This is a genomic window from Paenibacillus silvestris, from assembly GCF_009882985.1.
Classification (GTDB): domain Bacteria; phylum Bacillota; class Bacilli; order Paenibacillales; family NBRC-103111; genus Paenibacillus_E; species Paenibacillus_E silvestris.
On sequence record NZ_WTUZ01000007.1, the window covers coordinates 122,411 to 145,290 of the forward strand.

20 protein-coding genes are annotated in these 22,880 nt (G+C 42.7%); 3 read left to right on the top strand and 17 right to left on the bottom strand.

Translation table 11 applies throughout. The features are described from left to right. Positions 1-15 precede the first annotated feature (15 nt). Positions 16-885: a carbohydrate ABC transporter permease gene (locus GQF01_RS03055; protein ID WP_161405417.1), complete on the bottom strand. Its 870-nt coding sequence runs from the start codon at positions 883-885 to the stop codon at positions 16-18. 84 nt (positions 886-969) lie between these two features. Next, positions 970-2,298 (bottom strand): ABC transporter substrate-binding protein, encoded by a 1,329-nt coding sequence (locus tag GQF01_RS03060; RefSeq protein ID WP_161405459.1) that lies wholly within the window; start codon positions 2,296-2,298, stop codon positions 970-972. Between the two features lie 289 nt (positions 2,299-2,587). On the opposite strand from GQF01_RS03060, the gene GQF01_RS03065 reads away from it, so the two are divergent. Both GQF01_RS03065 and GQF01_RS03070 read left to right on the top strand, forming a co-directional pair. Continuing rightward, positions 2,588-4,378, top strand: coding sequence for a sensor histidine kinase (locus GQF01_RS03065; protein ID WP_161405418.1), 1,791 nt, complete (start codon positions 2,588-2,590; stop codon positions 4,376-4,378). Continuing rightward, the gene (locus GQF01_RS03070) at positions 4,371-5,930 is read left to right on the top strand and encodes a response regulator (protein ID WP_161405419.1); all 1,560 of its coding nucleotides are present in this window, start codon (positions 4,371-4,373) and stop codon (positions 5,928-5,930) included. The genes GQF01_RS03065 and GQF01_RS03070 overlap by 8 nt, the downstream gene beginning before the upstream one ends. A gap of 186 nt (positions 5,931-6,116) precedes the next feature. On the opposite strand, the gene GQF01_RS03075 is transcribed toward GQF01_RS03070, so the two are convergent. The 3 genes from GQF01_RS03075 to GQF01_RS03085 are packed head-to-tail and all read right to left on the bottom strand — an operon-like array spanning position 6,117 to position 9,789. Further along, entirely contained in the window at positions 6,117-7,232 is a 1,116-nt protein-coding gene (locus GQF01_RS03075) for a Ger(x)C family spore germination C-terminal domain-containing protein (protein WP_235958878.1), read from the bottom strand. Between the two features lie 20 nt (positions 7,233-7,252). Next, positions 7,253-8,350: a GerAB/ArcD/ProY family transporter gene (locus GQF01_RS03080; protein WP_161405421.1), complete on the bottom strand. Its 1,098-nt coding sequence runs from the start codon at positions 8,348-8,350 to the stop codon at positions 7,253-7,255. Between the two features lie 20 nt (positions 8,351-8,370). Continuing rightward, complete coding sequence (locus GQF01_RS03085; protein ID WP_161405422.1) at positions 8,371-9,789, bottom strand: spore germination protein; 1,419 nt, start codon at positions 9,787-9,789, stop codon at positions 8,371-8,373. 496 nt (positions 9,790-10,285) lie between these two features. On the opposite strand from GQF01_RS03085, the gene GQF01_RS03090 reads away from it, so the two are divergent. Beyond that, the gene (locus GQF01_RS03090) at positions 10,286-11,449 is read left to right on the top strand and encodes an alpha/beta fold hydrolase (protein WP_202556036.1); all 1,164 of its coding nucleotides are present in this window, start codon (positions 10,286-10,288) and stop codon (positions 11,447-11,449) included. A gap of 118 nt (positions 11,450-11,567) precedes the next feature. Here GQF01_RS03090 and GQF01_RS03095 read toward each other — a convergent pair whose 3' ends face one another. The 12 genes from GQF01_RS03095 to GQF01_RS03150 form a co-directional block, all read right to left on the bottom strand. Then, positions 11,568-12,299 carry a YheC/YheD family protein gene (locus tag GQF01_RS03095; RefSeq protein ID WP_161405423.1) on the bottom strand — a complete coding sequence of 244 codons (732 nt, stop codon included), beginning with the start codon at positions 12,297-12,299 and terminating at the stop codon, positions 11,568-11,570. A gap of 29 nt (positions 12,300-12,328) precedes the next feature. After that, positions 12,329-13,252: a CapA family protein gene (locus GQF01_RS03100; RefSeq protein WP_328803388.1), complete on the bottom strand. Its 924-nt coding sequence runs from the start codon at positions 13,250-13,252 to the stop codon at positions 12,329-12,331. 66 nt (positions 13,253-13,318) lie between these two features. Further along, the gene (locus GQF01_RS03105) at positions 13,319-14,047 is read right to left on the bottom strand and encodes a GNAT family N-acetyltransferase (RefSeq protein WP_161405425.1); all 729 of its coding nucleotides are present in this window, start codon (positions 14,045-14,047) and stop codon (positions 13,319-13,321) included. A gap of 216 nt (positions 14,048-14,263) precedes the next feature. Then, positions 14,264-14,428: a hypothetical protein gene (locus tag GQF01_RS03110; protein WP_161405426.1), complete on the bottom strand. Its 165-nt coding sequence runs from the start codon at positions 14,426-14,428 to the stop codon at positions 14,264-14,266. A gap of 460 nt (positions 14,429-14,888) precedes the next feature. Continuing rightward, entirely contained in the window at positions 14,889-15,815 is a 927-nt protein-coding gene (locus tag GQF01_RS03115) for a phosphotransferase family protein (protein WP_161405427.1), read from the bottom strand. A gap of 168 nt (positions 15,816-15,983) precedes the next feature. Next, positions 15,984-16,535 (bottom strand): GyrI-like domain-containing protein, encoded by a 552-nt coding sequence (locus GQF01_RS03120; RefSeq protein WP_161405428.1) that lies wholly within the window; start codon positions 16,533-16,535, stop codon positions 15,984-15,986. A gap of 52 nt (positions 16,536-16,587) precedes the next feature. Next, positions 16,588-18,039, bottom strand: a complete 1,452-nt coding sequence (locus GQF01_RS03125) for a serine hydrolase domain-containing protein (protein WP_161405429.1) — start codon at positions 18,037-18,039, stop codon at positions 16,588-16,590. Between the two features lie 328 nt (positions 18,040-18,367). Further along, complete coding sequence (locus tag GQF01_RS03130) at positions 18,368-19,099, bottom strand: glycerophosphodiester phosphodiesterase (RefSeq protein WP_161405430.1); 732 nt, start codon at positions 19,097-19,099, stop codon at positions 18,368-18,370. A gap of 24 nt (positions 19,100-19,123) precedes the next feature. Continuing rightward, positions 19,124-19,969, bottom strand: coding sequence for an ABC transporter permease (locus GQF01_RS03135; RefSeq protein WP_161405431.1), 846 nt, complete (start codon positions 19,967-19,969; stop codon positions 19,124-19,126). An 18-nt stretch (positions 19,970-19,987) separates the two neighbouring features. Further along, positions 19,988-20,908: an ABC transporter permease gene (locus GQF01_RS03140; RefSeq protein ID WP_161405432.1), complete on the bottom strand. Its 921-nt coding sequence runs from the start codon at positions 20,906-20,908 to the stop codon at positions 19,988-19,990. Further along, positions 20,905-21,891 carry an ABC transporter ATP-binding protein gene (locus GQF01_RS03145; RefSeq protein ID WP_161405433.1) on the bottom strand — a complete coding sequence of 329 codons (987 nt, stop codon included), beginning with the start codon at positions 21,889-21,891 and terminating at the stop codon, positions 20,905-20,907. Before GQF01_RS03145 ends, GQF01_RS03140 begins: the two co-directional genes overlap by 4 nt. Further along, the gene (locus tag GQF01_RS03150; protein ID WP_161405434.1) at positions 21,884-22,876 is read right to left on the bottom strand and encodes an ABC transporter ATP-binding protein; all 993 of its coding nucleotides are present in this window, start codon (positions 22,874-22,876) and stop codon (positions 21,884-21,886) included. The genes GQF01_RS03145 and GQF01_RS03150 overlap by 8 nt, the downstream gene beginning before the upstream one ends. Between the last annotated feature and the right edge of the window lie 4 nt (positions 22,877-22,880).

Genomic DNA, 22,880 nt, shown 5'->3' on the forward strand with positions numbered 1-22,880 from the left:
TCTCCACCATCCTACTTATTCCAAGGCGTCTCCGATTTTAAACACAGCTTTCGTTGTCATGACAAACACGATGCCAAGCAAAATCGCAAAAACCCCGATTGCATTCGCATAGCCAAAGTTATTGTCAATAAGCGCTGTTTTATATATATACATAGGCAAGTTCATTGTTTCGTTTCCTGGGCCTCCGCCTGTCGTCATCATAATAATGTCAAACTTCTGCAGAATGCTGGTTCCTGCCAAAAGAATGCAAGTTCCAATAATATTCCTCAGCATGGGGAGTACAATATATAAATTGATTTTGAGTTCACTGGCCCCATCGATTCTCGCCGATTCAAATACACTTTCAGAAATAGCTGCAATTTCAGCTAGTACTAGAATCGTAACAACAGCTGCATAAGGAAGCCAAGTCATCGTGACTGAGAAAAAAGCAGAGTTATAATCCATAAACCAGTTTTGTGAAAAACCCTCAAAACCGAAAAGCCTAATGATATGGTTCACAGCTCCGATTTCAGGATTAAGTATACTTAAAAAAAGCATGCCTATCGCGGCACCGGAAATAATATTGGGCAGCATATACACGGTTCTCGCGAATTTCCAATAGAACTCCTTCTTCAAAAGAATAAGAGCGAAACTGACACCAATCAGAATATGGACTGTCGATTGGAGCAGCATCCATAGGATCGTATTCCATACGCTTTTCCAGAAATCCGAGTCCAAGAACATGTCCGCATAGTTGTGTATCCCAATAAAAGACACTTTGGTACCTATTCGCCATTCTGTAAAAGAGGTGCCCAACAGAACTACACACGATGCGGCAAAAACCACAGTAAACAAGACTAGAGTTGGTAAGAGGAACAACGAAATATACACCTTATTTTTTGCCATCATGTGACTCCTTAGTTACTTGATCCGACTCCCCTAAACGAATTAGCTGAGAGGAGTCACATCCATTGTTTTATCCGGTATGTACTATTTGTTTTTCTCTCCTGTGGTACTTAGCTTCTTAGCTATTTCCTCAGCTGTAGCCTTATTAAAGTTAAGTTCAGGGTATAACGTTTTCCAAGCTTCCGTTACATTGGCAAAGTTTAGTGAGTCTAGGTTGGCGAATTTGTTTTTAGCCTGACCTCCGAGTTCAACATTTGCCATAAAAAGCGGATTCTTTTGCTTAAACTCATCACTAGGTTTTACATTTACAGTCAACGGCATTGTGCTGCTGAGCTCAAGATTAATCTGCTGCGCATGAGCATCTGTTAAAAACTTCAACAATTTGATCGCTGCATCTTTTGTTTCCTTATCTTTAGCCGTTAACATATAACCGACCTCATAGGATGAAAACATGCCGGAATTGGGGTACATCGCTACGCCAACCTTTTTATCAAAGCCTTCAAGTGCTTTGGTTTTATCACTGAAGTCACTGATCATCCATGGACCATTTGCAATAATAGCCGCCTTGCCTTGCAAGAAATTGTTGGCCGCATTGGCATAACCAGCACCAAGTGCATCCTTTGTCGTATATTTTTGAAGGATGGTTTGAATCTTCTTCAATCCTTCAATGAATTCAGGTGTTTCAAAGTTTTTTGGAAAAGGGGTATTCATGAACTTATTTCCTGCGTCTCCACTTGTCCCTACAATTGCCCCCAGGAGTAGATTGGTTGTCCATGCATTTTCGCCTGTCATCATAGCTAACGGGGCAATGCCAGTCGATGTTTTAATTTTTTCGAGATTGGCAAGAAATTCATCCCACGTAGCTGCTGGCTTCACTCCTGCTTTATCGAACAGCTCCCTATTGTAGAAATATCCAATAAGCTGTGCACCGTTGGCTATCGACCAAACTTTTCCATCTCGTGAGTTCGACTTGATTGCCTCATTGCCAACTTCCGCTTTCCACGCAGCATCCCCTTCCAAATATTCGTTTAACGGTGTGGCCAAATTCCCTTTTATGAGTAAATCATTAAGACCATTTTTCCCTTCAACAACATCGGGTAGGTCTTTTGAAGCCGCAAGCACCTTAATCTTGTCAACATAGGCTTGATCACCTGGAATTTCTTCAATTTGCAGGTCAATTTCTCCGTTATATTTCTTCTTAAACTCATCCAATATTTTCTTCTCTGCAGCTGCGGATACATGTGTGCCTACCCGATAAGTCGCGTATTTGATTTTCACAGGTGCCTTCTTTGGCTCTACCGTATTCTGTACGGCTGCCGGGCTCGGGCTCGGACTCTCTTTTGTTTCTATTGTCTTTACCGAGCTGCAGGCTACCAAAGATAGCGCTAACATACCACTTGTAATCATTGTCATTCCTTTACTTACATATCTCTTTCCCACGTTGTGAATCCCCTTTCAAGATGTTATTCAGCTAAAATACTTTACTTCATCATCTTATTACCTATAATTAGGAATGTTAATGAGAAAATGCAGCTATAACCTTGCATTATTTTTACTTATATCGATATTCAAGCGCTTCCAATCTGTCATATGGTAAGTTTTATTGTGATATTTTGACTTTTCTATAGAAATTTACACTCCCTTCATTGATTAAATAGCGCTTTCATCTATTCACGATTACAATGAATCTGGGAGGTTAATTATGTTCTCTTTTTTAAAAGCAATACCCATCCGGCATAAAATAATTGTCACTACTGTTTTTATGATGCTTTTCCCAATGTCCGTTTCAGGACTATATTTTTATTGGAGTATGTCTTCTGAATTGACTAAGAATGCGGAGTACAATTGGTCACAACTTATGGGGCAAACGAACGACAATATTGAAACCTCTTTCAGACTGATAACAGATACTTCCCTGCACATGCTTTCTACCAAATCGGTTAGAACCTGGCTTGCCGGCGATACTTCCGGAGAGAGTGACAATTACAGTCAATTTGTTAATAAAAGTGAAATGGAGGAGGAACTTAACTATAGTTTAATGTTTAATACAGCCTGGGTTAGCAAACTTATCTCAACCGTTTATATTTTTCAAAATGAATCCACCTTCTCCTCCACTTCCAGATCTACAAAAGATGTCAACATCGTTACTGCAAATAATATAAACATATATAATCAGCAGAAAGGGTTGAACATTGAGGGGATTGTTCCTGTTCCTGCCTTCTATAACGACAACGTGATTTATTATGCGAGGAACCTCTCCAACATTTATCATCCTGAACAACGGTTATATTTAATTATCGGCATTGATGAAAATCAAATCTTTAATAAATATGCTGCATTACTTGAGATTCCTGGCGCAATGGTGTATCTCCTCGATAAACAAGGCTTAATTTATTCAAGTTCGAATAAAACTCTAATTGGAAATAAAGTAGACTCATCCATTTTACAGTTAAGCGATAAATCAGATATCAATACGCTAACTTTGGACAATCGGACCTACATGGTAGCAGCGAAAAAAATTAGTGAGAGTGGACTAAGCTTTGTTGTCTGTATTCCGAAGAAACAAATTCTGGCCAAGCTGTCGGATCATATGAAAAATTACACACTCTTTTTACTCCTAATCTTGCTCGTATTCCTTGTATCAACTATCTTCCTATCTCTTCGATTTACTCGCTTTATCAAGGATTTGTTACGTAACATCAATCAGGTGAAGGTTGGAAACTACGAGGCCAAAATGCCCGCGTATGCTGATCTGGAGTTGAATCTGCTTAGTCACACCTTCAACAAAATGACAAGTGAGATCAAATATCTCTTTAAACAAGTATACGAAAAACAGCTCTTACTGAAAGAAACGGAATTGAAATTTTTGCAATCGCAAATGAATCCACACTTTTTATTCAATACGCTTATCACCATAGGGTATAAAGCACGGTTTTCCAAAGATGAGACTGTCTATAAAATGGTTATGTCTTTAACCGAGTTATTACAAGCAAGTATGTATACAGACAGTAAAACGAAAATAACAATTCGTGAGGAATTGGAGATTGTCAATTTTTACTTGTATCTACAGAAAATGCGGTTTGAAGATAAACTGGATTTTCGTATTGAAGTAAAAGACGAGGCCCTTTTGGACTTATATGTGCCTAAGTTTTGTCTAGAGCCTATCGTCGAAAATGCAGTCGTCCATGGTATTGAAAATAAAATGGATAAAGGCACCATCACCATTACAATCAGTGAAGTTTCTCATTCTATTTATTTCGAGATTGAAGATGACGGTCTAGGCTTTAAAACAGACCAAATCAATCAAGATTACGTGGTACATAGCGAGCGCCGAAGAAAAGGTCACAACCATATTGGATTACATAATACAAATCATAGAATTAAGCTAATCTATGGGGAACAATACGGGATTACCATCCAGAGTAAAGTAAACATAGGGACGAAGGTTGCCGTTCTTATTCCTGCCGATAAGGGAGAAAACAATGATGTATAAGGTGATGATTGTTGATGATGAATCCGTCATTAGGCAAGGTCTACAAAGTTTTGTAGACTGGAAGTCTCTTGACTGTGAACTGGTTGTGATGGCTTCAAATGGCATGGAAGCAAAAGAGTATTTGCAATCCGTTCAAATAGATATTGTGATAACAGATATAAAGATGCCCGGGATGGACGGCATTGAACTAGCCAAATATATGTACGAAAATCACTCTCATACCAAAGTCATTCTATTAACCGCTTATGCCGATTTTGCGTATGCACAATCCGCAATCAAGTATAACGTCGTTGACTTCCTTGTGAAAATTAACCCCACCGAGAAGATTCCTGAAGCTGTACAAAAAGCCAAGGAATTAATCGCTTTGCAGCAGAAACACTTATCCGAAATTCGGGATAAATTCATCAAAGAAGTTTACGACAACATGATTAGTCACCCTGAGGTCATTGCAAACAAAATGAAAGAACATGGCATCTTTCTTGATCATTATTTAATTGCGGTTTTTGAAATTAACGACCTTGCTGAAAATCATAGTGAAACGACTTCCAGAGAATACGACAGTTTGGTTAATCAAGTCAGACACTTTTCAAACCTTGCCTTCAAAGATTCCCAACATTACACTTCAATCATAAGTAGAAATCAACTTGTATCAATTGTATCCTTTGCGAATGAGAACGAATCCGAATACAAGCAGTTAATACCAAATAAATGTCGTGAAATTTTGAAAATGGTCGACAATTTCATGAACTTTACCGTACATGTTGGAATAAGTCTTCCACACATCTCTCCATTTGAACTATCCGAAGCATTTGGCGAAGCAAAGAAAGCGCTTACCGATGGTTTGTATCATGATATCGCGATTTCTTTCTATCATCCAAACGATACAACGTCTCTCGGTTTGAGATCTGTACAAACGCATACCTATATAGACGAAATCATTACCTATATCCAACAGGAAAACGCAGTTGAAGCTTCTTTGAAATTGACAAAGCTATTTGACTCCTATAAAGAAAACAATGCACCTATTGAACATATAAAAGCAGGCGGGTTACTCTTATGCTCCATGACTTTCAAATTATTCGCCGAACCTCAGTGGGCAGACTTATCTTTCGTAAACAATGAATCTAAGGCCTATGCTCAAATCCAGAACTGCAAGTCAATTCGTGATCTGTTCCAAATGTTAAGCAGCTTCATTCAATCGTCTATTCATATCCTTAGTTCGCAAGGAAATCATAGTAATTACCTCGTGAGGGAAGTAAACAAGTGTATCCGTGAACATTTCAATAAACAAATTAATCTGCAGTTCATTGCTGAATATGTCCATGTAAATAGCAGCTATTTAAGCCGACTATATAAAAAAGAAACAGGTGAAGCGCTAATGGACACGCTTAACAAATACCGCATTGATATGGCAAAAAGAATGCTCAAAAACTCAACATTGAAAATATTCGAAGTTGCCAGAGGGGTAGGGATCGAGGATCCAGCCTATTTCACTCATGTCTTTACGAAATATACAGGGGTGAGTCCAAGAGCTTTTAAGGAAAAAATATGATGGGTGGATAGAATGCAAGAAAGAAGGGCTGCTTCGCGGCAGCCCTTTTGAGATTGAACTATCGTCTTCCGTTCAATAAGAAAGGTTTATTTGTCCCAAGGAAACTTAAACCCACCTAATTCATAGCTTTAAGAAGATTTATTTTTTCGTTTTGAAAATTACGATATCAACTCCAATTGCAATTTGTCATTCAATCTCTGTATTCAAAATCCTAACTTCAAAATGTGGCTCGATCAACAATCGAGAATAATCCTTTCTCCACTCCAACGTTTTCCAAAGAGCTGGTTGAAATGCTTTTAACTCCTTTCCGATGCCAAGAACATCCGAATTCGCCTCTTGTATTTTTTTTATCGCGTCAATTGCCATTTCATTTAAATGATTACTTAGTGCTTTTTCCATTTCATTGACGTATTCCGTCTTAAGACCAGAAAGCTCTTCTCCAAGTTCGGTTGCATAAATGTTCATTCTTACCTTAATCGTAATATCCGGAGGTCCACTCAACTGTTGACGTGCGATGATTTTGCTGTTTATTTTCTTAATAAAAAAAGCGTAATCCTTGTCATCCAAGTGGCCCGTCCTTGCAACCCGCCCATAATTATATTTTGATGAAAATCCCTTTAATTTCTGTATAACATTCCCGTTCCCTACGAGAAACATTATGCTTTGAACTTGTTCATTATTAAGTTTAATACCTGTGCTTTCGCTCTGACGAAATAATAAAGCCCCATTTAATTCCATCCGAGAATTGGCATGTTTGATTACAGGTAATACAAAATCATTTAATGGCTCTTCCTTAGATAAAAGAAAATCCATCATCGTAACGTTGGGAACAATACCGTATGTTTCTAAAGATTTCACAAAGTCATTTAACAGTTTCGTTTTATCAGTGATTGTGCTGCTATTAAACTGCTTGAAAAATGGCGAATCTTGATCGTCAAGAATGACTACCGGCGAATTAATTGTTGTAAATGGCGTATCAAGCAAAAAGGAAAGCTCACGAACTGGTTGATGTGCTGCAAAACTTTCGCTTAATAAAAACAATCTAGTATTAATCCCAATAAAAGGACCCTGTTCTTTATATAACCCCTGCCCAACCGCTTCGATTACATTTGAATCTGAAATCTCTGTTGATTCCGATACAGAAATACCGCTTCCTTGCCCGGCCTTACTTAATTTGGTAACAACAAAGTTCAGCAATACTTTGCGACTCTTCTCATCATAATCAATCCCAGTTATATCAACTATTTTAAGGTTTCGCAGCGGTAATCGGTCCCAGCAACCGGTAAGAAGTAACAAGATCATTATGCTTACTACAACCCTCTTCATCTTGCCCCCACCTTCCCCCGCGTTATCGAAGTTATCAGAAGGAGTGACGGTATTATGGCAATAACAACAAGTGTAGCAAAACTATGATAGCTGGAAAATTGAAAGATAACTTTGCGGTCCGATCCAAATACACCTAATCCGAAACATAAGATCCCTAATAACCAGACGATGACCGCATGGTTCCCCTTCTCTTTTCCAAAAGTAAAAGAAAGGTATCGGGCTGCCAAAAACAAATATACATAGGCTGTTACAGTCGTAACCGAAAGCCAAATTGTCATGAATACGATATCTAAACTTTGCACGACAGGCCATCTAAATTGGCGGAGTATAAAGACCATAGGCTCAGGGATTACTTTAAGCTGATTTTCACTGAAATTAAACGTTACAATTAAGGAAATTAACATATAAAAGAGAGTGGTACATCCATTGGCGGCAGTCATTACAATAAAGACATCTTTCTTTTTTCGGTAACTTAATGTTGGAAAGACATACAGAAGGAGCTCATAACCAGCATATGCCCAAAAGGCAGGAAGAGCATCCTTCATGATGGCTCCCATCCCATGACTGCCGATTGGAAAAAAATGACGAATATCCCCTTTTCCTATCCCACTGATAAAAATAATGACCGTGGCAATAAAAAACATAATCATTATGTTCTGTGTAATTACAGCAATAGACCGGAGTGAAGAAGAAGCGATGAACGCAGCGATTCCGACTGAGATACCAACTAGAACTAACCAGGGCGTTCTAATCAATACCCATCGACTTAACACATCGGAATAAGAAACAATGACCATAAGACTGGACTCGGCACAATATAACCCTATGATCATATTCAGAATAGATCCCATTACTTTTCCAACAATGTTATTCATATATTGAGGCAACGCCCGATCGGCGTATCTCGCACTAAGGCAATAGATAATCGTGATAATCGCTTGCGCAATAACCCCTCCGATGCATACAGATATCCATGAGTCATAACCTGAGTGTTTGGACTCTGCAAAGGGAATGGATAAGACGGATACTCCCACTTGAGTTAAAATAATGAGATTAAAAAGCTGTGTTAGAGAAAGCTTCTTAAGGTGAATCATTCATTTTTACCCCTTTGCATTTAAATTCTCGTTTTATCTTTGGACAAGCTTTCTTTCGTACGATTCCTTAGACTCTTAATAGGCCCTCGGAAAAAGGTATCCATAATTGTACTTTTGTTGAGTCCACTGTAAAAGTAGGGGAGTCCCATCGTGTTTAAACGCGCTAAATGCGTCAGCACAATCAGGTATGATAATTCCAAGCCAATTAATCCAAAGGTTGCGGCCATTAAAATGAATGGAAATGACAATAAACGTGCGGCACTGCTCATTTCATAAGACGGAATACTAAAGGACGCAACAGCCGTAAAGGCAACGATGATGACCATCATGGTAGAAACCAGATTTGACTGAACAACAACAGTTCCGATGACTATACCGCCAACAACACCAATGGTTTGACCAATAGGACTTGCTAACCTTACAGTCGCTTCTCTTAATATTTCGAGCGTGACCAACATGAATATCGCTTCGAGTACTGGAGGCATGGCAACGTACTGCATAGAGCTTTGAAGAGTTAATGAAATTTCAAAAGGAAGCATACGCGGATCAAATGTGACTAACGCAACATACATGCCAGGCAAGCTCATTGCTATAATAAAGCTTAATATGCGAAGAAACCTGAAAGCACTGCCAAGCAACCAACCTATTTGATAATCATCAGGGGATTGCAAGAATGCCCAGAAGGAGACGGGAGTAATGATGCAATCCGGTGAACCATCGGTTAGAATCCCTATTTTTCCATTCATTAAATATGATCTAACGCGATCTGGTCTCTCCGTAATCATCAATTGTGGAAATAGGGAGAATTTCCGGTCCTCAATAAGTTCTTGAATAAAGCCTGGTGCTTCAACATAATCGATGTCGATAAGGCCAATTCTACGCTCAAATTCTTGGATAACTTGTTCGTTAGCGAGCTCTTGCAAGTACAGTAAGGCGACTTTCGTATTCGATCGTCTGCCAATACGATAGTATTTGACAACGAGATCTGGTGTGACAATCATTTTGCGCAGCAAATTAATATTTGTAATCACATTTTCTATCAACGCTTCATTAGATCCGCGCAGTACTCGTTCATTTACGGGCAGGTTAACTGCGCGTTCTTTTTTCGCTTCCGTTCCAAGTAAGTAAAGCTTCGCTTCTCCATCGACTTGGAGCACCGTTTTACCTTCCACAAGTGCATTCACCGCATCGCTCAGTAACTCCGTCTCCTTAAATTCCAATACAGACACAGTTTCACGAAGATTGAGGACTTCCGTTTGCTGCAGCAAGGGTCGAATGACGTGCTCCTGCACTACTGCAAGTTCAATCATTGTATCTAAATAAAAGAGCCGATAACTGCTGTTACCGATTTGAAAGGTACTCGATTTAAAGTCAGCGCTATTGAAAAGCATATTTTGCAGCGACTTTTCGTTTACGTTTAGAGACGGATCGACTTTCATTTGAGCTCCCTCTTCTTTGAATGGAAAGTTTCGGTTACTTTTCCCTTTTACAGCTTCTTATATTCCAATTTTTAGTAAGGAGAAGTTGAACTTCCCTATTTTAGTCCTAAAATAGTTTAATTTATATTTGGTGTACTATATATGTGAATTAGCCAATACCAATCCCCTTACATAAACGATATCAAAGTACAGACATCACTGTTTAGCAGTAAATACAACTGATAGCTAGCTAGCTTGCTCATTAAGTACTACACAAAATGTAATAAGCGTTCATCCAGTGGTTGGATGAACGCTTATTAATTTACTGATAATGAAGCTTCAAATATTAAGTCAAACCTAGATAACTCATTTGAACTATGCCGGTTGAGCTTGACTCGCATCTTCTTATTTATCGTTGTATTAATTTGGATAATAGATACTCCTTTGGACAATATATCAAACAATCTCAACTCTTTTTTACCATGATGCATTCACCAATATGGAGGTGGTTATAACTATGCTACAGATCATCTGTCTACTTTGTGGGATAATGACACATACAGCAATGTTTTCAGAAGAAAAATCCGCACAAGCAATATCACAAACTTCTGGATTACAAGCCTTGCCTAGATTAACCGCATCATGGGATGTACAGAACAGTAGTCAGGCTATACAAGGAGATGCTTGGTTTAAAAATTATACGTTTCGAAGTGGAGAAACACTTGAACGTCTCCGCATCCATTATGTTGTAATGGGATCACCGCACCGTAACGCAGAAGGTGTCATTGATAATGCTGTCCTCATGCTTCATTGGACGGGAGCTGACAGTCAGGCACTTTTATCACCAGCATTCAAGAAGGCATTTTATGATCATGGAAAACCTCTCGATACCAAGCGTAACTACTTAATATTTATGGATAACGTTGGGCACGGGCAATCAAGCAAGCCGAGCGATGGCCTTAAAGCTAAATTCCCCAATTACAGCTATGGTGATCTTGTGGATCTTCAGCATAAGCTCGTGACTGAAACTCTAGGCATTAAACGTCTCCATGCCATCATTGGCATGTCGATGGGCGGTATGAACGCCTGGCAATGGGCTGAAGCATATCCTGATGCGATGGATGGAGTAATGCCGGTTGTATCTTTTCCTATTAAGGTCTCTGGGCGCAATCTCATATGGCGTCAAATCGTAACCAATGCAATTCACTCCGACCCAGAATGGATGGAAGGAAATTATTCAAAACAGCCGCGTGGCTGGCTGCAAAGCTATGCAGTGCTAAGAATGATGATTGACAGCGTCATCCATCTGCAAAAAACGGTACCAGATGGAGCTTCAGCAAACAGATTTATTATGGAGACTAGTGAGCAAGCGGCCAACATTGATGCCAATGATATTCTATACTCCTTGAAATCGTCAGCAGATTATGACCCCGAGCTAGGGCTAGGAGCAATCAAAGCGAAGCTTTTAGCGCTGAATTTTTCCGATGACGAGTTCAATCCTGAAGAACTTCACGTTCTCGAAAGACTCATTCCTAAAGTTAAGCATGGCCGGTACATTATACAGCCAGGAACGTCCGTTTCGAGAGGACACTTAACGATGGCACAACCCGAATTATGGTCAAAGCATGTAGATGAGTTCATGAAATGGCTCGACCAGACACCTTCAATCGAACCAAGATGAACTAAAGAATGCTTATGAAATAACCTGTAACTTTAGATCAGAGCCTTAATGTTGGCAGATGTATCCGTTGCAGCTGGCATCCTGTGCCATGGTGTAATCTTTGAGCTATCGTTTTTCGTTAGTTTGTGAATCTTTCGTAACGTATGATTTTGCGATACATCCGCTTATCGGAAAGGGCATTAAAAATGTATTTATCCGGCCGCGTATTGACCTCTATGATCCAAGGCTTCATCTCTTTATCAATGCCTATATCCACCCCATAGGACCTAAAATTCGGGTAAATTCCACTCATATGTTTACTAATCTTAAGGCCTAGCACCTTAAGCGAATCAACATAGGAAACCTGTTCCTTTTTAGATATAAAAGGGGTAAGTAGCCTACCTACCGGCATTGGCCTCCCACCGCTATGGTAGTTCGTCACGACCTTATGAGGCAAGGCTAATCGTCCTACAATGCCGGTAACCTCCCACTTACGCTGGCGGTTTCTCTGCACCATAATACGCAGATCAAACGGACGTCCCTTATATTTGAGTAAAGGGATGCCCTTCTGCACCAAGTAGGTTTTCTTCCTTTTTGCTTTCTGGAAAGCGACGTACGTTCCCTTAAAGGTTGAGAATGAACGGGACTGTGTGCCGTTCTCCAACCGATAACCGGAATCAGTGCGAGACAACTTAAAAATGCCATAGCCTCCGGTGCCATTACTCGGTTTAAGATAGACGACATGATATTTTTCTACCATCCCCTCCACTTTTGCAACGGTTGCAAGGATTGTTGGCGGTAGATTAAACGCTAGTTCCTCATTCGTTAATAACGCCTTGTATTTGCCTAACTTGTTATTCCGGTAAACCATACCTTCACCCCAATTTGTAGATAACCGTTCTACCTATCCGGTACAACCCGATAAACGTTTTTCTTCCCTGCATTTTGCAAAATGCGGGTTGGTACATTTGACATTTTCAACACGTCCGTTGTTCCTTTTGCATTTTTCGTTACTTTTAACATCAAGATTGTTCCTCGCAGTCTAGCAGTATGCCGGGGAAGTTCCGTGGATACGAAATTTCCCAGAGAAGACGCCGCTACCCGATTTCTAATGACTCCGTCGAAGTCCTTCACCTTAAACATTCTTATCGGATGCAGAACATGGGGATGCGCTCCCAGGACTACATTAACACCTTGTTTAAACAGCAGCTGCATGAGCCTGATTTGGTTGCGGTCGGGATATGTCCGAAATTCTTTCCCGAAATGTAGGCAAGCGATGATAAAATCTGTTCTACTCTTCAAACTTCGTACGTCCGCTATTATTTTTTGATGGTTTATCCGGTTGACTAACCATGGTTCTGGCACTGAGATCCCATTCGTGCCTTTCGTATAAGCCAATATTCCGATGTTTATTCCTTTTACATTAAAAATTAGTTTCTGGTGGGCTTCCTGTGCAGAGCGATACGTTCCCGTATGTCGCAGGCCATGTCGATCGAGGACATCTAATGTTCGTTTCAAACCGGACTGTTTCCCGTCCATACAATGGTTATTGGCTGTGCCTACCACATCAAAGCCCAAGTTCCGGAGCGTAGCAGCGAATTCGTCAGGGGTATTGAACAATAGCTTTCCAGGCTCTTCGCGAAAATCTTTGCCGGAGAATGTCGTCTCCAGATTGCCTATGGTTAAGTCAGCTTTCTGCAGATAAGGTTTTACTTTGGAAAAAATAGGGTCAAATCCGCCTTCCCGTGCGGCTGATGCGATCATCTTCTTTTTCATCAACAAATCCCCGACTGCAGCGATTGTGATTGTCGTCAATCCACCCACTCCTTCCATGATTACACCTTATGCGTTAGAAAAGCGAAATGCTTGAAAGTTGGGCGCCTTTAAGAATTACTCAAAGATCCTTATAGCCAAAGTACAAGCTAATTTTTCATATCCCAGCGATTTAGCAATTGCTACTGACGAACGATTGGACATTAATGTTTGATAATGCATCGTGAAACCATCTCCTAACCCTTTCCTAGTTAAAGCACTTACAACTGCTTTTGCATGACCTTTACCACGATAATCTGGGTGACTTAAAATACCTACACTAAGAAAACCAGATTCCTCTACTCTCCAAGAACCTGCTGCTACAATTCTTTCATCAGATATCCTTGCAAGTATTGGTTGTCTATTGATTTCTATGGAGCTATGCTCCCATTCTGTTTCAGTGCAAGATTTACTTAAATCATTCAGTAGAGATAGTTGATTTGTAGTTACAAGTTCTACAACTTCAAGGGAAGATGCTTCAAGAAATGAAGCCCTGTCAATGTATCCCTGAAATGCAGGACCAATAACCTTATATTTATCTATATCAATTGACTTTATAAGAAAATTCGCATCAAAGGATTCCATTGGATGTCTGCCACTGATGGCCCTTTTTATAGATGAGGTATATTTAGTTGGAGACGATATAATGGTTGTCGTTCCATTGAAAAAGCAATAAATCCCATTATATCCTTCCAAAGTCTTGGAGTGTTCACGAACTATGACGTTCGGAATGGTCATTGATGAAATATTACAATCAAATCGCTCTGCCCAATCCTTATAAACCTTAACTCTGGTTTCTTCATCCAACTAACATACCCCCATCTGCTATAGTGTTTTGGCTCTTCCATCAAATCTACAAATTGTATTATTTATACATACACAAAGAAGTGTTCATGATTGCACAATTAAACAAATCTGCCCTTTAACGTAATGGAGGCCGCCGATTATGCCGGCAGCCTCCATTAGTTGTGTTTATTGAGCTATAGTCTCCCGTTTCTTCAATGAATCCTGAAGCATTGTTTCCTAACTTTTCTCTAATATAACAAGTGAATAAACTGTTGCACCCATCTCACCGCCTGACATAGCACTCTGAGATACAACCTTCCATCCCTCTTGTAAAAGCTGATTTAAATCATTTAAGTTATTCTTTTTATCGCTACAATAATGAACTACAATCGCCTTTTGCATGAATGCACCTCCAGAACACCATTGTAACATACATATTATTCCATTAAACTGCCCGTTGTTGAACAAAGACAATTGTTTTATACCGATAGCTATATGTCTCCATGTAGCCCGTTTTATGCATTCCACCTATAAAGGATAATTCGTTCGACTGTATACCCTCATTGATTTGAAGATTGTAAAAGATACTCATTTGACACCCCAAAACCAATTTTTTACCTACTTATATTTATCAAGGTATTGATTGGAAGAATCCTGCCCTTTCGTTGAATAGCAAAAAAGAGACCCACAGCAACGGGCTGAGAGTCTAAGGTTTATATATTTAAAAGGGGGTCGAGTTTTATTATAGGCTTAATTCATTAATATCACATGAAAATAAGATTTCAATTATGTTACATTCACTTAACTCTCGTTCATTCGTTAGTTGAACGCCGTAAAAGTAACTCCATTTCCCCTTTTCCGTTCAACTCTCGAGGTTAAGAAGAAATTGCCGTGTGCCTTGATAGGCGTCTTTCCATCCCATCTTCGCGTAGAATCGTAGGCCATCAAGTCCCTTGAAATAATAAGCGCCAATTAGCCGAGCTTTGAAGTTCGGTATCGTGATGCCACATTTGGTTTGGAAATCTTGGTACGCCTTAATGACACCACTCCACGGCATATGCAGATCGAGAATCGCAAGGTCCACGAGGGGGTCGCCGTATATACAGTTGCCGTCAATGATGCCAGTAATACACTCGCCATCCGACAAGATATTCCACTGTTGAAAGTCCCCGTGGATAAAACCTCTATGCGGTTCGTTATACGAGATGCAGCTCATCAAGCGGTTATAGATTTCTTCATAAACGCTTCGCTCTAAGTAAGAAGTTCGAAATAGGTCATGCCAGTTCTCCCAAAATGTCCCGGTCTGATCTTCCGCGCTGCAGGCAATGACGAAGTCTTTCCAAGATGCGTAAGTTCCGTTGCCATCAGGTCCAATCCACCCAAATCCGTTCGTTGATCCGACGTCCACGGCAGCCAGTTTGGTCAAGATGCTGATAAGCTCAGGTAAATGAGCGGCCTGTTGCTCTACTGTATAATCAGCTAGATTGCGTCCGCCAATCCGTTCAGTGATGATATATGCCAACGAACCGGTTTTCCCTAGCACCAAGCATTTCGGAAAAGCAATGCCTTGACGCGACAGCAAGTTAGAGACAAAGCTTTCCGTCTGATATGCGCCTTCCAAATCGCTGAATTTTACGACGTAACCATTGCCTTCATGAACAAAGGAAAACACGCTACTCAAGTTTCCCCCGGTCAATGGCGTTAGTTCGGCCGCACCAGGTCCAAAATGATTCCGCAACACTACCTCGATTTCACTCACGGCCAAACTTGGTTTTTGATACGCGGTCATGGACCCAGCCCCCGTTCACAGTAGCAATATATTGTCATCTTAGCACCACTCAACAGTCATAAGGTTTTCTGCATTGTCTGTAACGGCAAGTTTTAAGGCCATCATTTGCGGGATGGCCTTTTCTTTGTAGATAACATAGATTTACTAAACAAAATGCTTCTTATATATCTACGAAGACTTCTTACGAACAGGGTATAACATTTTAAAGTTAAATGTTTCGATTTCCGAATAAGGAATTGATAGAGCGTTCAACGGTTCAAGCGGAACTGTCTCCATCCCGAGTACGCCATGACGCGGATCAATCTCATAGTCAGGCGACTGCTCAAGCCACGCAAATATCGCATCATATACACGCCACATATGGGCCTCATTCCCGTTGACTCGGGCGCTCACACATAGCCCTCCGCTTACCTCCAAAGGCTCGATGCCATTTGGTACATCTCCAAACTCACGAACCGCCAATCCGACCCAAAGCGTATCGACGTTCTTGCTCCATTGCTCTTGCGGAATGAACACATACGCTGAAGGCACTTCCGTAAGTCGCGTATCATCAAGCGGGACCTGCGCAGTAAGCTTGCTCCAGGCCACCCGCGTCCCGCTCTTGTCTGGTGTCATTCCTGTTCTTACTGCCAATGTCTTGAAAGGCGCTACTTCAACCAATTCTATCACGATTGTTTCCTGCAGAAATACCCACTCCAATCCGACTTGAATGTGAATCACTACACTGTTGAAAACCTTATTAATTTATTCGATATTTCCTTCGATTCGAGATTCACCTTGATGCGGCTTGGCCGCGAATCGTCAAAATGCGTCCCGCCTCCCAGGCAACGTTTGCTGAGAAATCCAGCTCGAGGACTTCTCCGTCCGGACGGAGCGTCAGAGTATACGTGAATGGCGTCTCAACGAATAGCAACTGGATTTCCAGCGTATTGCCGTTCTTCCATGTGAAACTGCCCTCCGCGTTCTGCTCGGCGCCCCGTTTGACGCTTTCGATACGAATCCGGCTCTCTTTCCACGCGCCTCGGCCCAATTGCACGTTCTGATCGCCGATGCGTTTGTTGCCGATCAAGAGCTCGGCACCTTGCTCTGAGAAGCGAAGGGCAATCGTTTCGAGCTGCAGCTCGTTTGGCTCCAAATGAAAGACGCGGCCCTCCAATTGCACTTCGTTCGGCGAAGACAGCTCCACCTGCGGCGCGTCGATTCGAAGAGATGCCAGACGCTCAGCGAGCACCGCTTGAATCGCTTCGTTCGGCTCCGTGACTTCAGCGGCGGACAGAGCAGGAAGCAGTTCGGCCCATACAACGTCCAGCACGGCTTGCATATCGCCAACGCCGGATGTGATGGCAATCACGGCTTCTTGCTCCGGCATGACGATGCAAAATTGACCGAACGCCCCGTCGCCCCGATACGCGTCATGACGGCAGCGCCAGAATTGATAACCGTAGCCCTGCGTCCAATCATTCGCGCGTCCGTCGTCGTTGTCAATCTGATACGCGGTAGCTTCATCGATCCATGCGGCCGGCAGAATCTGCTTCCCGGCCCATTCGCCGCGTTGCAAGTACAGCTGACCGAATTTAGCGATGTCCTCCGTTGTTACGTTCAGCCCCCAGCCGCCGATCGCAATGCCACGCGGACAAGTCTCCCAAGTGGCCTCGGACAAGCCAAGCGGCGTGAACAGGCGTGGCTTCAGGAACGCAAGCAGGGACTGGCCAGTTATCCGATGGAGAATAGCGGACAGCATATACGTGGCTGCGCTGTTGTAGGCGAAATGCGTGCCCGGGACGAAATCGACAGGTTCTGCCAGAAAGCTCTGGACCCAATTCTCGTTCTTTTGCATGCTTCTCGTGACGTCTGCGGCATGGCCGGTGCCCATCATAAGCAGATGTCGCACCTGCATCGCAGCGAGATTCTCCGATATCGCCTCGGGGACCTCTTCGGGAAAGAAACCGATGACGGAATCCTCCACTGACAGTAGCCCTTCCGCTGCGGCAAATCCGATTGCTGTCGACGCGAAGCTTTTGCTAAGCGAAAACAGCATATGTGGGTATTCAGGCCGATATGGCGCCCACCAGCCCTCCGAAACTACCTCTCCCCGCCGGAGGAGCATGAAGCTATGCAGCTCCAACTTTTTATCTCGGATGGCATCCAGGAACGCGATTACCGCTTGTGATGAAATCCCCTGCCCCTCCGGCGCCACTCTCGGCAGATGAGCTCGATTTTTCATAATTTCGATTCCTCCTAAATTGTTAATAAACTATGAAACATTTAAAATGAATGCGTTATCATTTCTTGTGATTGCGAGCTGGCAACGAACGTTTCCTACCGTGCATGCGGATTTCGTTGTGTTCTCAGTTAACATTTTATAGTAGTTGGATAATTGTGTAAATCGGTCCAAGGAAGGGATTTTGACACTGCGGGTAATGACGAATTAACAATCTTGTTTCTGAACATTTCTGCCCGTTTCATCCCAAAGCTATAATAACAAAAATAAAGATCCGGAACCCAAAAGGGCTCCGGACTGTTTCCGTCTATTCAACCTCACTCTGTCTAAATTACATAGGTAAATCACTCTGAAATTCCGTCATGGCATTCATCAGCAAAGACTTGGTCTCTTCAACTTTATCAATCAATACCCCGTTAATCCCCATTCTCTTCCATCCCAACAAGTTTTCTGGAGATGTATAGCCGACAGTGCCTTTATAGCCAGCCATAACCCACACTTGTTTTCCAGCTTCGTGAATGATGCGTACCGCTTCCTCGTCCACCCATCTTTCCCAAAGACGAATAACATCTGCATCATTTGTGATGAATTCCGAAGCAAGATCCTTAGATGGCATAAACGCAAGGACTTGGACATTCCGGTTAAATTGTTTCACACTACGGACATCCTCGCTGGTCATGACCCCCATAATCACCTTATCCTCGTACCCATATTTACGAATGCATGCTAGAATCTGTGTAAGACGCTCGCCTCCCTCTTTAATATGGAACAAGATCGGCGCCACGTCGCTGGAAAGCACTTCCTCCAGCGTATGTGGATGCAATTGGTGATCATCAACATAACAAAGGGATGAAAATTGCTCTGCCGATAGTTCATTTATTTTAGCCGGATTACCGAACAATCTTAAAGCATCTTCGTCATGGCTGATAACAGGGACGTTGTCTTTTGTAAAGCGAATATCCATTTCGACGTAATCCGCTCCGAGTTCTAATGAAAGCTTCGACGATTCAAGACTCAATTCAGGATAGCGATCCGTTCCGCATCTATGTGCAATCAACAACATCTGAAGTATCACCTGCACCTTTTATTATGAGTTTTTATATTTGGGATCCAGTACGTCCCGTAGCCAATCACCTATCAGAGACACCAAAACTACAATCACGACAATGACCACGCTTGGTGCGATGCTTAACCACCATGAGTTAATCAAGTAGTTGCGCCCAGCGCTGACCAGCAAACCAAGCGAAACATCCGGAGGCTGAATGCCAATTCCTAAGAACGACAGCGAACTTTCCAATAGAATAAACGAGCTGAAGCGCATCGTTGCATGAACAATCAAAGGCGAGGAAATATTGGTAAATACATGCTCGAATAGAATTCGCATTTTGGAAGCGCCAAGAGCACGGCTGCATTCCATAAAATTGGCTTCTTTAAGCTGAATGGTCTGACCGCGCACCAGCCGTGTAAAGGTAGGATAACCGGTTAATCCAATGATGAGCACCAGGATCCACTTGCCTGAGCCAAAAACGGCGGCGCATACAATTGCGATAATAATGGAAGGTACGGAAAGTTTGACGTCCGTCAAAAAGGACACGATCGTGTCAAATGGACCTTTGTACAATCCGGCCAAAACCCCTAATACCGTACCGACAAAGGTGGCTATCAACAAACTGCCTAAAGCGACAAGCAGTGAGTTTTTCGTTCCGTAAAACAGTCGAATCATAAAATCCCTTCCAAGATGGTCGGTTCCCAGAAAATTCTGTGGCTTTCCACCATCTAAAAAAGAGGGAGGAATCAATCGTGCGCCTAAATCAGTAGCTCCCAAATCGATAGGGAATAGCAGCGGACTTAGCGAAGTGAACAAGGTAATCAACAGGAACATAATGGTCAACACCATGATGAAGGGCGGAATACGTAAGTTTAAAATTCTCATTCTCGTCTCCTCCCCCTCCTAAAAATTATCCCGAATGCGCGGATCCAGGAAACCATAACTCAAATCAACGAGTAAATTCACCAGAATAACCGTCGTTGAAACGAGCATCACGCCGTATTGAATAACAGGAAAATCCCGATATTGTGCAGCTTGAACAATTAACATACCGATACCTGGAAAAGCAAACACGGTCTCTACAACCACCGCGCCTCCTATCAACGTACCCAAATGTAAGCCAATAATGGTCACCACCGGAATCAGAGCATTGCGTAATGCATGCTTATAAATGACCATCCGCTCTCTGACGCCTTTGGCCCGGGCACTATCCAAATAATCCTGACGCAGAACATCCAGCATGGAGCCACGGGTTAAACGCGCAATACCGGCAACAGAATCAACGGTCAATGCGAGCAGCGGCATTATATAGTGCAAAGGTGAGCTCAAGCCGCCGCTTGGCAGCAGCCTCAGCTTGAGGCTGAACAGAAAAATCAGCAATATGGCGAACACAAAGTTGGGAATTGTATAGCCTGCTATTGAAATCCCCATCGTTATTCGATCCAGTATGGAATTTCGGTTAACCGCAGCAAATACACCGATTGGGACGCCAATTAAGATGGCCAATACAAAGGAAATGGTGCCTAGAGCTATAGTAGGACCTGCACGTTCAGCGAATAATTCGCCCACCGGGCGTAAATAGTGATAGCTCTTACCCATATCACCGGTAAATAACGAGCTAAGATATTGGACATATTGCGCGCCTAACGGCTTGTCCAAACCGAGTGAGACGCGCAGTTGGTCTCTTACCGTTGCCGTAGCATCATCGGGCACCAGCCACTGAGTCGGATCGCCTGACAATCGGGTAATCATAAAAACCAGAGTCAGGATAAACCAGATTGTGATGAGTGCCTTGATTATCCGAGTCGTGATAAAACGGGTCATTGCACTCCCTCCTTACCGGCAAACAAATGACAAGCAACGAAATGGCCTGGTTCCACTTCATTAAGCGATGGCATTTCAATGCTGCATTCCGGCTTGACATGCGGACAGCGACTTTGAAACGGGCAACCTGCAGGCGGGTTGATCGGACTGGGCAGTTCTCCCTCTAAGAGCGTCTTGCTGCGGACAGACTCTGGATTCGGTATGGGAATCGCATTCATCAGGGCAATGGAATAAGGATGCAGCGTATTGCTAAAGAACTCATGCTTGGAAGCAAGCTCAACGACCTTGCCCAAATACATAACCATAATGCGATCGCTAATATGCTTGACCACACTCATGTCATGAGAAACGAACAAATAGGTCAGGTGAAATTCCTTTTGCATTTGCTTAAACAAATTTAATATCTGTGCCTGTACCGACATATCCAGAGCGGAAACCGGCTCGTCGCAAATGACAAATTCGGGACCTAACACCAGTGCTCGGGCAATGCCGATACGCTGCCTCTGTCCACCGCTGAACTCATGCGGATACTTGCCGAGCGCATCCTCCGGGATGCTGACCTTTTCCAGCAGTGGCAACACCAATTCCCGCTTTTGCTTGGCATTATACTTCGTATGAATCCGAAGCGGCTCCTCGATGATTCGCCGAATTGTCATACGGGGGTCCAGGGATGAGTACGGATCTTGAAATATCATCTGGGCTTCCTTCCGGAAGCTTTGGGAGCCCTTGGTTCCCACCTGTTGTCCTTTAAACAAAATTTGCCCATCGGTTGCGTCCATTAGACCGATCAGCATGCGGGACAGCGTCGATTTTCCACAGCCTGATTCACCGATCAGCCCCAGCGTCTCTCCTTTGTAGATGGTAAAGCTGACATCATCAACCGCTTTGACAGTACCGACGGTCTTATGACTAAGCATCCCTTTGTTGACCGGGAAATGTTTTTTTAAGTTTTTGACTTCTACCAATGCTTCCTTATCATTCATGATGAGCTCTCCCCGCTTTATCCTCGAGCAGCCAGCACTTTGCTTTATGTCCATTTCCCAAATCCAGCAATGGAGGTTCACTTTCCTCGCACTTGCTAAACGTATGAGGGCAACGACCTGCGAAACGGCAATGTGTGACAGGAGCGGTTAATCGAGGAACTGAGCCCGGTATCGAATACAGCTCCTCCTTGTCTTCCTCGATGCTCGGAATGGAAGCAAGCAAGCCTTGGGTGTACGGATGGGAAGGAGAAGCGAATATTTCCGCTGTCGCTCCTTCTTCCACTACCACACCGCCGTACATGACCATCATTCTGTCGCACATCTCGGCAACAACACCCATGTTGTGCGTAATCAGAATCATTCCCATCTGAAATTGCCGTTTAATACGGGTCATGAGATCCAGAATCTGCGCTTGAATGGTGACATCCAACGCCGTTGTCGGCTCATCGGCGATCACAACCTCAGGGTTGCAGGCCAAAGCGATCGCAATCAGGATCCTTTGCTGCATACCACCAGACATCTGGTGAGGATAATCATTCAGCCGCGTTTCCGGCGCTGGTATGCCCACCAGACGTAAAAGTTCGATGACTCTCGCTTTTACTTCCTTCTTCGATATATTTTCATGAATCTGCAGCACCTCTGCGATTTGATCACCAACCGTATAGACCGGATTCAAGGCTGCCTGAGGATTTTGGAAAATCATAGAGATTTTTTTCCCTTTTATCCGGTCTAAATCTTTCGCTTTCAGCTTTAACAGATTGCTGCCGTGAAACAGAATTTCGCCGTCCTCAATCTTCGTATAAGACTTGTCCAACAGATTGAGAATGGAACGGGCGATAGTGCTTTTGCCACAGCCGGATTCGCCGACAATCCCCAGCACCTCGCCTTTATACAGACGGAAGCTTACGCCATCCACCGCCGGGACCTTCTTGTTGTTGGAATAATAGTAGGTTTTCAGGTTATTCACGGTTAATACGTCTTCCAATATG